Source organism: Streptomyces sp. NPDC057010, from assembly GCF_042673805.1.
Taxonomy (GTDB): domain Bacteria; phylum Actinomycetota; class Actinomycetes; order Streptomycetales; family Streptomycetaceae; genus Streptomyces.
The window spans coordinates 1-12,374 of sequence record NZ_JBHUSC010000020.1; the positions used below are offsets into that span (position 1 = coordinate 1).

Here is a 12,374-nt window from a genome sequence, read left to right on the forward strand (position 1 = left end):
AGTGGTCTCGGTCATGGTCTCTCCTCCGTTTCAAGGGGTTCGGCCACAAGACACCGCGCCCCCGACCGCTGTGACGCACTGTGAGGCAGGTCACTTTTCCCCTCGGTCGTGAGCCCGTATGACCGCACTGGACCGGCCGGGGGTGATCGAAAACAATGGCCGCATGACGTCACGCGCCAGGTCCTTCGATGCCGCCGCCGCGCTGTACGGGGCCTACCGGCCCGCGTACCCGCAGGCGCTGTTCGACGCCGTCGAGGAGCTCGCCGGGCGGCCGCTCGCCGGGGCGCGGGTGGCCGACGTGGGGGCCGGGACCGGGATCGCCACCGCCCTGCTGCGCGCCCGCGGGGCCCAGGTCCTCGCCGTGGAGCCGGGGGACGGCATGGCCGCCGAGTTCCGGCGGGCCAACCCGCAGGTCCCGATCGTGCGCGGTGACGGTGACCGGCTGCCGCTGGCGAGCGGCGCCTTCGACCTCCTCACGTACGCCCAGGCCTGGCACTGGACCGACCCCGCCCGCTCCGTCCCGGAGGCCCGGCGCGTGCTGCGGCCCGGCGGCGCGCTCGCGATGTGGTGGAACGACCTGGACCTCTCCGTCCCGTGGATCGCCGAACAGGATGCGCGCATCCGCGGCTTCCTGGGTGAGATCGGGCTCCCCGCGCGCGAATCCACCGACGGCCTCGACATCACGGGCCGGCGCCAGGTCCGCTGGGCGCGGCGGATCCCCTTGGAGGCACACCTCGCCAACCAGGCCAGCCACTCCGCCTTCCTCCTCATCGGGGAGGACCGCACCCGGGAGTTCATGGACGCCGAGCGCGAGCGACTGCTGGCCCACTTCCCCGACGGGTCGGTCGAGGAGCCGTACGTGGTCAGCCTCACGGTCGCCCGCGTGTGAGGAGCGGAACACGGCACTGGACAGCCACCCTCGCCCTGTGGGGCTACCGGCAGGGCGGCGGGCTGATCGGCGGAGTGCTGCTCGGCACGGCGACCGCGGCCGCCGCCGCCCTGCTGTGGGGCCTCTTCGCCGCGCCCAGGGCCCGCTACGAGGTCCCGCTGCCCGTCGTGCTCGCCGTCAAGGCCTTGGTGTTCGGGGCCGCCGCCCTCGCCCTGGCGGGGCTCGGGCTGCGGCCCCAGGCCTGCTGGTTCGCGGCGACCGCCTTCGTGAACACCGCTCTCGTCACGTACTACCGCTCTCGCAGCCCCCGAGCCTGAAGGACCTCCGCCCGGCAGGCCGAGGGCGTGCCCCAGGCGTCCCGCAGCGGGCGGGCCTTGCGCAGCCACAGGGACAGGTCCAGCTCCTCCGTGTAGCCGACCGCGCCGTGCAGCTGGAGGGCGGAGCGGGCCGCCGCGTACGCCGCCTCGCCGGCGGTGAGCTTCGCCGCCGCCACATCCCCGCCGGTTAGGGAGAGCGCCGCCGCCCACACCAGCGGCCGGGCGAACTCCAGGCCCAGCAGGGTGTCCGCCAGCCGGTGCTTGACCGCCTGGAAGCCGCCGATCGGCGTCCCGAACTGCGTGCGCTGCTTCGCGTACTCCACCGTCCGGGCCAGCAGCGCCTCGCCGACGCCCAGGCACTGGGCCGCCGTCAGCAGTCGCGCCCAGCGCCCGGCCGCCTCCGCCGCCCGCGCCACCCGCGGGCCCGCGGCCAGGAGTTCGCCGCCCGCCGCGGGCACCGCCAGCCGGCGCACCGGGTCCGTCGAGGCCAGCGGCGCGCCGCCCCCGTCCGGGGCCAGCCGGAGCTCGCCCGCCCCGGACACCGTGAAGCAGTACGTGGCCGCGTCCGCGTCCAGCGCGTAGGGACCGCCGCCCGGCAGCGTCAGCGTGGCCGAGGCCTCGCCCGCGACCAGCCCGGGCAGGAAACGTTTCGCCGGCCCCTCGTCCCCCAGTTCGGACAGGAGGACCGCCGCCGCGGCCGTCTCCACCACCGGCCCGGGCACCCCGGCCCGGCCCAGCTCCACGAAGCCGAGGGACAGCTCCAGCGGGAGCAGCCCCACGCCGTCGTACGCCTCCGGCGCGGCCAGGGCGAACAGGCCCGTACCGGCGAGCTTCGACCAGAGCGCCCGCCCCGGCCCGTACCCGCCGCCCGCCCAGGCCCGTACCGCCGCGGGGACCTCGGCCGCGCCCAGCAGGGCGCGCAGCGTACGGGCGAAGTCCGACTGCTCGTCGGTCGGCAGGAAGCGCATCAGCGGCGGCCCTTCGGGAGGCCGAGCAGCCGCTCGGCGATGATGTCGCGCTGGATTTCGTTCGTCCCCGCGTAGATCGGGCCCGCCAGGGAGAAGACCCACGGCTCGGCCCACTCGCCCTCCGCGAGCTCCGCGTCCGCGCCCAGCAGGTCCAGCGCCGTCTCGTGCAGCGCGATGTCGTACTCCGACCAGAACACCTTGTTCAGGCTGGATTCGGCGCCGATGCTCTCGCCCGCCGCGAAGCGGGAGGCGTTGGCCCAGGTGAACAGCTCGTAGGCGCGCGCCCCGACCACCGCGTCCGCGACGCGGTCCCGCAGCGCGGTGTCGGAGGGGTCGCCCTGCTCCCGCCACAGCCCGACCAGGCGGTCCGCGGCCGCCAGGAACCGGCCGGGGGAGCGCAGGGTGAGGCCCCGCTCGTTGCCGGTGGTCGACATCGCGATCCGCCAGCCCTGCCCCGGCGCGCCGATCACGTCCTCGTCCGGTACGAAGACCCGGTCCAGGAACAGCTCCGCGAAGGCCGGCTTGCCGTCGAGCCGGCCGATGGGCCGCACCGTCACCCCGGGCGCGCGCAGGTCGAACATCAGGTACGTCAGCCCCTGGTGGGGTTTCGGGGCGTCCGGGTCCGTGCGGAAGATGCCGAAGGCGCGGTCCGCGAAGGCCGCCCGCGAGGACCAGGTCTTCTGTCCGGACAGCAGCCAGCCGCCCTCCGTGCGCTCCGCACGGGACTTCAGCGAGGCCAGGTCGGAGCCCGACTCCGGCTCCGACCAGGCCTGGGCCCAGATCACCTCGCCGCTCGCCATGGAGGGCAGCACCCGCGCGCGCTGCTCGTCCGTCGCGTGGTCGAAGAGCGTCGGCGCGAGCAGGTTGATGCCGTTCTGCGAGACCCGGCCGGGCGCGCCCGCCGCCCAGTACTCCTCCTCGAACACCAGCCACTTCACGATGTCGACGCCCCGGCCCCCGTACTCCTCGGGCCAGGACACCACCGACCAGCGGTCCGCGTGCAGGAGCGCCTCCCACTCCCGGTGGGCCGCGAAGCCCTCCTCCGTCTCCAGCGAGGGGAGGGGGACGGGCGGCACGTGGGCGGCCAGCCAGGAACGGGCCCGTGCCCGGAAGTCCTCCACGTCGGGCGTCTGGGTCAGGTCCATCAGCTGTTCGCCTCCTTCATGGCGGCGATGTCGATGCCGCCGAGCGAGTCCGCCGCCGTCTCCGCGTTGTGCGCGTGCGCCAGGTGGTGCAGGCCGAACACCGAGTCCATGCCGGTGTGCAGGCCCTGGAGGTCCTCGGCCTGGTTGACGGCCCGCTTGGTCAGGGCCAGCCCGAAGCCGGGCATCCCCGCGATCCGCAGCGCCAGCCGGTCCGTGGCCTCGGCCAACTCCTCGCGTTCCACGACCCGGTTGACCATGCCGACCTTGTAGGCGCGGCGGGCGCTCATCCGGTCGCCGGTGAAGAGGAACTCCTTCGCGATCCGCGGCGGCATCGCCCACGGGTGCGCGAAGTACTCGACCCCGGGGATGCCCATCCGTACGACCGGGTCCGCGAAGAAGGCGTCCTCGCTGGCCACGATCAGGTCGCAGACCCAGGCCAGCATCAGCCCGCCCGCCACGCACGCCCCGTGCACCGAGGCGATCACCGGCTTCGGCAGCTCCCGCCAGCGCCGGCACATCCCCAGGTACACCTCCGACTCGCGCGCGAAGCGGGATTCGGCGCCCCTTCGGTCCGAGTGGTCCCACCACAGGCCGGCCCGCCGCTCGAAGGGCAGGTGGGCGTCGCGCTCGGGGGTGCCGATGTCGTGGCCCGCGGAGAAGTGCCCGCCCGACCCGGCCAGCACGACCACCTTCACCTCGGGGTCGTCGGCGGCGCGGTAGAAGGCGTCGTCCAGGGCGTAGGTCATGGCGCTGTTCTGCGCGTTGCGGTACCGGGGGCGGTTCATGGTCACGTACGCGACCGGGCCGCGCCGCTCGTACAGCACCACGGGGGCTTGGGGCTCGGGCATGCGGAGGATCCTTCCCTAACAAGTGTTTGGTAGGTTAACGTACGGCCATGAGCAGCGTCGAGGAGTTCCGCACCGAGGTTCGGAGTTGGCTACGGGCCCACCTCACCGGCGGGTTCGCCGCCCTCAAGGGCCGCGGCGGACCCGGCCGCGAGCACGAGGCCTTCACCGAACGCCTCGCGTGGGAGCGGCACATGGCCGCCCACGGCTGGACCTGCCTCGGCTGGCCCGTCGAGTACGGCGGCCGCGGCGCGAGCGTCGAGGAGCAGATCGCCTTCCACGAGGAGTACGCCCTCGCCGACGCCCCCGCCCGCGTGAACCACATCGGCGAACAGCTCCTCGGCCCCACCCTCATCGCCCACGGCACCGAAGAGCAGAAACGCCGCTTCCTGCCGCCCATCCGGGCCGTGGAGGAACTGTGGTGCCAGGGCTACAGCGAGCCCGACGCCGGCTCCGACCTCGCGGGCGTCCGCACCCGGGCCGCCCTCCACCACGGGCAGTGGGTGATCGACGGCCAGAAGACCTGGACCTCCCTCGCCCGCCAGGCCCAGTGGTGCTTCGTCATCGCCCGCACCGAACCGGGCTCACGCCGCCACGCGGGCCTGTCCTACCTCCTGGTCCCCATGGACCAGCCCGGCGTCGAGGTCCGGCCCATCGTCCAGCTCACCGGCACCTCCGAGTTCAACGAGGTCTTCTTCGACGGCGCCCGCACCGACGCCGCCCACGTCGTCGGCGCCCCCGGCGACGGCTGGAACATCGCCATGGCCACCCTCGGCTACGAGCGCGGCGTCTCCACCCTCGGCCAGCAGGTCGGCTTCCGCCGCGAGCTCGAAACCCTCGCCGCACTCGCCCGCCGCAACGGCGCCCTCGCCGACCCCCTCATCCGCGACCGGCTCGTCCGGGCCTGGATCGGCCTGGAGACCATGCGCGCCACCGCCCTGCGCCCCGCCGCCGCCCCCTCCATGGCCAAGCTGTACTGGGCCCGCTGGCACCGGGACCTCGGCGAACTCGCCATGGACGTCTGCGGAGCCGCCTCCCTCCTCGCGGCCGGCGCGCACGGGGACCCGTACGACCTCGACGACAGCCAGCGGCTCTTCCTCTTCTCCCGCGCCGACACCGTCTACGCGGGCTCGGACGAGATCCAGCGCACCCTCATCGCCGAGCGGATCCTCGGCCTACCCAAGGAGGTACGGGCGTGACCACCCCCGACTACGTGCCCGGCCACGGACTGCTGAAGGACCGCGGCGCGGTCATCACCGCCGCCGCCGGCGCCGGGATCGGCGGGGCGACCGCCCGCCGCTTCCTGGAGGAAGGCGCCCGCGTCGTCATCAGCGACGCCCACACGCGCCGCCTCAAGGAGACCGAGGACGCGCTCGCCGCCGCATTCGGGCCCGGCCGCGTCACCTCCCTCCCCTGCGACGTCACCGACGAGGACCAGGTACAGGCCCTGTTCGCGCTCGCCGAGCAGACCCACGGCCGCCTCGACATCGTCGTCAACAACGCCGGCCTCGGCGGCACCGCCGCCCTCGTCGACATGACCGACGACCAGTGGTCCCGCGTCCTCGACGTCACCCTGAACGGCACCTTCCGCTGCACCCGCGCCGCACTGCGGTCGCTGAAGGCCTCCGGGGGCGGCGGGGTCGTCGTCAACAACGCCTCCGTCGTCGGCTGGCGCGCCCAGACCGGCCAGGCCCACTACGCCGCCGCCAAGGCCGGCGTGATGGCGCTGACCCGCTGCGCGGCCCTGGAAGCGGCGGAGTTCGGCGTACGGATCAACGCGGTCGCCCCGAGCCTGGCCATGCACCCGCACCTGGTGAAGGTCACCAGCGAGGAGCTCCTCGCCGAACTCACCGCCCGCGAGGCCTTCGGCCGCTACGCCGAGCCCTGGGAGGTCGCCAACGTCATCGTCTTCCTGGCCAGCGGCTACTCGTCGTACATGACCGGCGAGACCGTGTCGGTCAGCAGCCAGCACGCGTAGGCCGAGAATGGACGCGTGCCAACGAACAAGCCGACAGCCAGGAAGACGGCGGCCCCGAAGCAGCCGGCCCCGAAGAAGCCGCAGGTGACCGCCTCGCCCGAGCGGCGCCGCGAACTCCTCGACACCGCCGCCGAGGTCTTCGCCGCGCAGGGCTACAACGCCACCACCGTCCGCAAGATCGCCGACGCCGCCGGCATGCTCGCCGGCAGCCTCTACTACCACTTCGATTCCAAGGAATCGATGCTCGACGAGATCCTCTCGGCCTTCCTGACCGAGCTGTGGGAGGGCTACGACACCGTCCTCGCCGCCGGCCTCGGCCCCCGGGAGACCATCGAGGCCCTCGTCACCGAGTCCTTCCGGGAGATCGACCGGCACCGCGCCGCCGTCGCGATCTACCAGAAGGAGTCCCGCACCCTCTCCGCGCAGCCCCGCTTCCACTACCTGTCCGACTCGCAGGTGAAGTTCGAGAAGGCCTGGCTGGGGACGCTGGAGCGCGGGGTGGCCGCCAAGGTCTTCCGCGCCGACCTCGACATCCGCCTCACCTACCGCTTCGTCCGCGACACGGTGTGGGTGGCGGCGTCCTGGTACCGGCCGGGCGGACAGCACAGCCCCGAGGAGATCGCCCGCCAGTACCTGTCGATGGTGCTGGACGGGATCGCCGTACGCACGTAACCCACCTGAGGAGTCCCGATGCCCGAGGCCTACATAGTCGACGCCGTACGCACCCCCGTGGGCCGGCGCAAGGGCGGCCTGTCCGCGGTCCACCCGGCCGACCTGGGAGCGCACGTACTGAAGGCGCTGGTCGAGCGGTCCGGGGTGGACCCGGCCGCCGTGGAGGACGTGGTGTTCGGCTGCCTCGACACGGTGGGGCCGCAGGCCGGGGACATCGCGCGCACGGCGTGGCTGGCGGCGGGCCTGCCGGAGGAGGTGCCGGGGGTCACGGTGGACCGGCAGTGCGGTTCCTCCCAGCAGGCCGTGCACTTCGCGGCGCAGGGCGTCCTTTCCGGCACCCAGGACCTGGTGGTCGCGGGCGGAACCCAGAACATGTCGATGATCCCGATCGCCTTCGCGTCGCGGCAGGCGGCGGAGCCGCTCGGCTTCACGGAGGGCCCCTACGCGGGGTCGGAGGGCTGGCGGGCGCGGTACGGGGACGCGCCGGTGAACCAGTTCCACGGCGCGCAGCTGATCGCGCAGAAGTGGGGCATCTCGCGCCAGGACATGGAGGAGTTCGCCCTCCGCTCCCACCGGCGGGCGATCCGCGCGATCGACGAAGGGCGTTTCGAGCGGGAGACGGTGGCCTACGGGGACGTGCGGGTCGACGAAGGCCCGAGGAGGGACACGACCCTGGAGAAGATGGCGACCCTCCAGCCGGTGGTCGAGGGCGGCACCATCACGGCGGCCGTCTCCTCCCAGGTCTCCGACGGGGCGGCCGCGATGCTGATCGCCTCCGAGCGGGCGGTCCGCGAACACGGCCTGCGGCCGCGGGCCCGCATCCACCACCTCTCGGTGCGGGGCGAGGACCCCATCCGGATGCTGTCCGCGCCGATCCCGGCGACGGCGTACGCGCTGAAGAAGACGGGCATGTCCCTGGCCGACATCGACCTGGTGGAGATCAACGAGGCGTTCGCGCCGGTGGTCCTGGCGTGGCTGAAGGAAACGGGTGCGGACCCGGAGCGGGTGAACGTCAACGGCGGCGCGATCGCCCTCGGTCACCCCCTGGGTGCGACCGGGGTCAAGCTGATGACCACCCTCCTCCACGAACTGGAGCGGACGGGGGGCCGGTTCGGCCTGCAGACGATGTGCGAGGGGGGCGGCCAGGCCAACGTGACGATCATCGAGCGCCTGTAGCCCGGCCGGGCGCCGCGCGGTGCGGTGCCGGGGGCCCTGCCCCCGCGCCCCCGCGCGGGTACCACGCGGGACGGAGGTCACACGGGTGCGGTGACACCCGCCGGGCCGGGTGTGCTAGCGTAGATCTCGTTGCAGTTGTGGTACCCATGAACTTTATGTGCGCCTGACGGGAATGTTCCTCAGGCGCTTTTATTGTTTTTCCCGGAATCTCCGGATGGGGCCCTTGCCGCCTATTCAGGAGATTCAAAATGGCACTTGGCACCGTGAAGTGGTTCAACTCGGAAAAGGGCTTCGGCTTCATCGAGCAGGACGGCGGCGGCCCGGACGTCTTCGCCCACTACTCGAACATCGCCACCCAGGGCTTCCGTGAGCTCACCGAGGGCCAGCGCGTGTCCTTCGACGTGACCCAGGGCCAGAAGGGCCCCCAGGCGGAGAACATCATCCCCGCCTAAGTTTTTCAGCATGCCGGGGTCCGCACCGTGAGGTGCGGGCCCCGGCTTGTCTGCTGTTTCGACCTTTGTTTTACCTGCCGGTTTCAGGAGGGCTTTCTCGCATGACCAGCTCCAGCTCCGCACGCCCCAGCCGCCGCCCCACCCGGGGTCGAGGTGCGGCCCAGGGACGTCCGAAGGCTGGCGCGGGACGGCAGAAGTCCGCCCCCGTGGCCCGGCCCCAGGAATTCACCATGCCCGAGCCGATCGAGCCGGCTCTGCCGCCGATCGACGCGTTCGAGGACATGGACATGCCCGAGGCGCTGCTGAAGACCCTCGCCGCCCAGGGTGTGACCGAGCCGTTCCCGATCCAGGCCGCGACGCTGCCGAACTCCCTCGCCGGCCGCGACCTGCTCGGCCGCGGCCGCACCGGCTCCGGCAAGACGCTGGCCTTCGGCCTGGCGCTGCTGGCCCGCACCGCCGGCCGCCGCGCACAGCCGAAGCAGCCGCTCGCGATGGTCCTCGTACCGACCCGTGAGCTCGCGCAGCAGGTGACCGACTCCCTGGCCCCGTACGCCACGGCCGTCAACCTGCGCATCGCCACCGTCGTCGGCGGCATGTCGATCAACCGGCAGTCCGGCGCCCTGCGCCGCGGCGCCGAGGTGCTCGTCGCCACCCCCGGCCGGCTGAAGGACCTCATCGACCGCGGTGACGCGGACCTCTCGCAGGTCTCGATCACCGTCCTCGACGAGGCCGACCAGATGACCGACATGGGCTTCATGCCGCAGGTCACGGCGCTGCTCAAGCAGGTCGAGGCCGGCGGCCAGACCATGCTGTTCTCGGCGACGCTCGACAAGAACATCGACAAGCTCGTCAAGATGTTCCTGACCGACCCGGTCGGCCACTCCGTCGACCCGTCGGCCGGCGCGGTCACCACCATGGAGCACCACGTCCTGTACGTCATGGACGAGACCGACAAGAAGGCCGTGGCGACGCGCATAGCCGCCCGCGACGGCCGGGTGATCATGTTCGTGGACACCAAGCGCGGGGTCGACCGCATGGTCAAGAAGCTCCTCGCCGACGGTGTGCGCGCCTCCGGCCTGCACGGCGGGCGCTCGCAGCCGCAGCGCAACCGCACCCTCGACTGGTTCAAGACGGGCGAGGTCACCGCGCTCATCGCCACGAACGTGGCCGCGCGCGGCATCCACATCGACGACCTCGACCTCGTCGTCAACGTGGACCCGCCCACCGACCACAAGGACTACCTGCACCGCGGTGGCCGCACCGCCCGCGCCGGCGAGTCCGGCAGCGTGGTCACCCTGGTGCTGCCCGACCAGAAGCGGGACATGACCCGCCTCATGTCGGACGCCGGGATCTCCCCGCGCACCGCGCAGATCAAGTCCTCCGACGAGGAGCTGTCCCGGCTGACCGGCGCCAAGGAGCCCTCGGGCGTCCCGGTGGTGCTGGAGGTTCCGCAGCAGCCCGCGCCCAAGCAGCGCAGCGGCTCGGGCTCCGGTTCGGGTTCCGGCTCCGGCTCTCGCCGCAGGTCGGGCGGGGCGCGTTCCGGCTCCGCCACGGGCGGGGCGCCGGCGGCCGGCGGCCGCGGCCGCCGTTCCGGTGGCGGCGGCTCGGGGCAGGCCCCGGCGGCCTCCGGCTCGGGCCAGGCCCGGCGCGGTGGCCAGGGCAACGGCGGCGGGGCCACCGGCTCCGGTTCGGGCGAGCGCGGCCGGCGGGCCGGGGGCGGCGCCTCCGGCGGTGCGGCCGCGGCCTCCGCGCGCAGCCGCGTCGGCACCGGCGGGCAGGGCCGCCGCCGGGCGGTCTGACCGCGCGCGTGCGTTCTCCTACGCCGGGCAGTGCTTCGTGCGCTGCCCGGCGTAGTGCTGTCCGCTAGCGGACCAGCTTGTTCTGCAGCTTCGCCAGGGTCCGCAGGTCCAGGCCGAGGCCGTCCGTCAGGTAGCCGTAGAAGCTGCCGTAGTCGGCTTCCAGCCGGTCCGTCGCCGAGTCCAGGTAGTCCTGGCGGACCTCCTGGAGCGGGATCAGCAGGTCGGGGTTCTGCATGCGCCCGGACTGCTTGAGGCCCGCCCGCACCTGGGCGTCGTAGGCCGCGCGGAAGGTGTTCGAGGCCAGGTAGTCGCGCTCCGCGGACTCCTCGGGGACGGCCAGGGCGCGCAGCAGGACGTAGCTCATCCAGCCGGTCCGGTCCTTGCCCGAGGTGCAGTGGTACAGCAGCGGACCCTGTCCGCCGTCCGCGATCTCCCGCAGGCTGGCCGCGAACTGCGCCCGGTTCTCGGGGCTGGTCACGAAGGTGCGGTAGATGTCGCGCATGTAGGCCTCGGCGCGGCCGCCGCCCAGCATCTGCTCCTGCTTGACGGGGTCGCCGCTGGCGATCGCGCCGACGAGGGTCCCGTAGAGGCCGAGGTCGCTGACCGGGCGCGAGGTGGGGGCCAGCCCGGCGGGCAGCCTGTCGGCGCCGTCGTACTGGAGCTCCATGGGGATGCGGAAATCGACGACCTTCGTGAGGCCGAGACCGGACACGGTGGTGATGTCCGCGGCGGTCAGCTTGCTCAGCGCGTCGGAGCGGTAGACCAGCCCCTGGCGGACCTGGCCGCCGGTGTAGGTGCGGTAGCCGCCGAGGTCCCGGAGGTTGACGGAACCCTGGAGGGGGATCTGGCGAATCGTTTCCGCGGAGGCGGACGCGTGGTGACGCGCGTGCCGGGCGGCGGTGGCGGCTGCGGTGGCGGTGGGGGCGCCGGGCGCCTGGGCCGCGTACGCGGAGGCGGGAAGGGTCCCGATGGCGAGGGCTGCGGCGACCGCCGCGGTCGCCAGGCGGATTCGGGCACGGCTCATCTTGTGCGACTCCCGTAACGGAGAAGGGGGATCACCCTGGTGGTGGCAGGGTGCGGAGCGAGTGCAGTGCTTCCAGTACCTGATGTGCCTCGGCCATGACGCGGGAGACGAGCTCCGCACAGGACGGAAGGTCGTCGATCACCCCCGCGACCTGGCCTGATGCCATGACGCCGAGGTCCGTACGGCCCTCGACCATGGACGCCTTGAGGAGCATGGGGGTGTTCGCGGCGAGCAGGACCTGGCTCCAGGACAGCTCCTTGCCGTGTTTCATCGCCAGTCCGTCGCGCACCATCTGCGGCCAGCTCAGCCCGGAGACCTTCCGGAAGCCGGCCGCGTGCCGCACCGCCCTGACCAGCGCCCCGGCGCGGCCCGCCCGCTCCAGGGAGTCGACCAGCCCGGTGCGGAGCATGCGGTGCGGGAGGCCGTCTACGGCCGTGGTGACGGTGACGTCCTTGACCGTGGCCCTGAGGTACTCGGCTTTGACGGCCTCCGGGACGGTGGAGTCGGAGGTCAGCAGGAAGCGGGTGCCCATGGCGATCCCGGCGGCCCCGTAGGAGAGCGCCGCGACCAGGCCGCGGCCGTCGCCGAAGCCGCCCGCCGCGACGACGGGGATGTCCACGGCGTCCACGACCTGGGGCAGCAGCACGGTCGTGGCCACGTCCCCGGTGTGCCCGCCGCCCTCGCCGCCCTGCACGATCACCGCGTCGGCGCCCCACGCGGCCACCTTCTCGGCGTGCCGCCGGGCCCCGATCGAGGGGATGACCACCACGCCCGCGTCCTTGAGCCGTGCGATCAGCTCCTTGGAGGGCGCGAGGGCGAAGGAGGCGACCCGTACGCCCTCGTCGATGATCAGCCGGACGCGCTCGGCCGCGTCCCCGGCGTCCGCGCGCAGGTTGACCCCGAAGGGGGTTCCGTCCGGCGTGCGGGACTTGACCTCGCGGACCGCCGACCGCAGCTGGTCCACGGTCATGGTGGCCGAGGCCAGGATCCCGAGCGCCCCCGCGTTGGCCGTGGCCGACACCAGGCGCGGGCCCGCGACCCAGCCCATGCCGGTCTGCACGATCGGGTGCTCGACGCCGACCAGCTTCGTGAATGCCGTCTGCACCGGA

13 protein-coding genes are annotated in these 12,374 nt (G+C 73.1%); 8 read left to right on the forward strand and 5 right to left on the reverse strand.

The window, feature by feature from the left end; translation table 11 throughout:
* Positions 1–163: 163 nt before the first annotated feature.
* Both ACFTXQ_RS18515 and ACFTXQ_RS18520 read left to right on the forward strand, forming a co-directional pair.
* Complete coding sequence (locus tag ACFTXQ_RS18515) at positions 164–889, forward strand: class I SAM-dependent methyltransferase (RefSeq protein ID WP_382641996.1); 726 nt, start codon at positions 164–166, stop codon at positions 887–889.
* Positions 886–1,206 (forward strand): DUF2568 domain-containing protein, encoded by a 321-nt coding sequence (locus tag ACFTXQ_RS18520; protein ID WP_382641998.1) that lies wholly within the window; start codon positions 886–888, stop codon positions 1,204–1,206. Before ACFTXQ_RS18515 ends, ACFTXQ_RS18520 begins: the two co-directional genes overlap by 4 nt.
* On the opposite strand, the gene ACFTXQ_RS18525 is transcribed toward ACFTXQ_RS18520, so the two are convergent.
* Genes ACFTXQ_RS18525 through ACFTXQ_RS18535 form a run of 3 tightly spaced genes read right to left on the reverse strand, consistent with a single transcriptional unit; the run spans position 1,179 to position 4,167 of the window.
* On the reverse strand, positions 1,179–2,174 hold the full coding sequence (locus tag ACFTXQ_RS18525; RefSeq protein WP_382642000.1) for an acyl-CoA dehydrogenase family protein: 996 nt from the start codon (positions 2,172–2,174) through the stop codon (positions 1,179–1,181). The two genes, ACFTXQ_RS18520 and ACFTXQ_RS18525, sit on opposite strands and share 28 nt — an antisense overlap.
* Entirely contained in the window at positions 2,174–3,319 is a 1,146-nt protein-coding gene (locus ACFTXQ_RS18530; protein ID WP_382642002.1) for an acyl-CoA dehydrogenase family protein, read from the reverse strand. Before ACFTXQ_RS18530 ends, ACFTXQ_RS18525 begins: the two co-directional genes overlap by 1 nt.
* Complete coding sequence (locus ACFTXQ_RS18535) at positions 3,319–4,167, reverse strand: enoyl-CoA hydratase (RefSeq protein ID WP_382642004.1); 849 nt, start codon at positions 4,165–4,167, stop codon at positions 3,319–3,321. Before ACFTXQ_RS18535 ends, ACFTXQ_RS18530 begins: the two co-directional genes overlap by 1 nt.
* A 47-nt stretch (positions 4,168–4,214) precedes the next feature.
* On the opposite strand from ACFTXQ_RS18535, the gene ACFTXQ_RS18540 reads away from it, so the two are divergent.
* From ACFTXQ_RS18540 to ACFTXQ_RS18565, 6 genes are all read left to right on the forward strand, one after another.
* A complete protein-coding gene (locus ACFTXQ_RS18540) occupies positions 4,215–5,363 on the forward strand; it encodes an acyl-CoA dehydrogenase family protein (RefSeq protein ID WP_382642006.1) in 1,149 nt (382 codons plus the stop codon).
* Complete coding sequence (locus ACFTXQ_RS18545) at positions 5,360–6,142, forward strand: SDR family oxidoreductase (RefSeq protein WP_382642008.1); 783 nt, start codon at positions 5,360–5,362, stop codon at positions 6,140–6,142. The genes ACFTXQ_RS18540 and ACFTXQ_RS18545 overlap by 4 nt, the downstream gene beginning before the upstream one ends.
* Positions 6,143–6,157: 15 nt before the next feature.
* Positions 6,158–6,814: a TetR/AcrR family transcriptional regulator gene (locus tag ACFTXQ_RS18550; protein ID WP_382642010.1), complete on the forward strand. Its 657-nt coding sequence runs from the start codon at positions 6,158–6,160 to the stop codon at positions 6,812–6,814.
* Positions 6,815–6,832: 18 nt separating this feature from the next.
* Positions 6,833–7,990: an acetyl-CoA C-acetyltransferase gene (locus ACFTXQ_RS18555; RefSeq protein WP_382642012.1), complete on the forward strand. Its 1,158-nt coding sequence runs from the start codon at positions 6,833–6,835 to the stop codon at positions 7,988–7,990.
* 248 nt (positions 7,991–8,238) lie between these two features.
* On the forward strand, positions 8,239–8,442 hold the full coding sequence (locus tag ACFTXQ_RS18560) for a cold-shock protein (protein WP_030028954.1): 204 nt from the start codon (positions 8,239–8,241) through the stop codon (positions 8,440–8,442).
* A gap of 101 nt (positions 8,443–8,543) precedes the next feature.
* Positions 8,544–10,241 carry a DEAD/DEAH box helicase gene (locus ACFTXQ_RS18565; RefSeq protein ID WP_382642015.1) on the forward strand — a complete coding sequence of 566 codons (1,698 nt, stop codon included), beginning with the start codon at positions 8,544–8,546 and terminating at the stop codon, positions 10,239–10,241.
* Between the two features lie 64 nt (positions 10,242–10,305).
* On the opposite strand, the gene ACFTXQ_RS18570 is transcribed toward ACFTXQ_RS18565, so the two are convergent.
* Both ACFTXQ_RS18570 and ACFTXQ_RS18575 read right to left on the reverse strand, forming a co-directional pair.
* On the reverse strand, positions 10,306–11,265 hold the full coding sequence (locus ACFTXQ_RS18570; RefSeq protein WP_382642017.1) for a tyrosine-protein phosphatase: 960 nt from the start codon (positions 11,263–11,265) through the stop codon (positions 10,306–10,308).
* A gap of 31 nt (positions 11,266–11,296) precedes the next feature.
* Entirely contained in the window at positions 11,297–12,370 is a 1,074-nt protein-coding gene (locus ACFTXQ_RS18575) for an NAD(P)H-dependent flavin oxidoreductase (protein ID WP_382642019.1), read from the reverse strand.
* Positions 12,371–12,374: the final 4 nt, after the last annotated feature.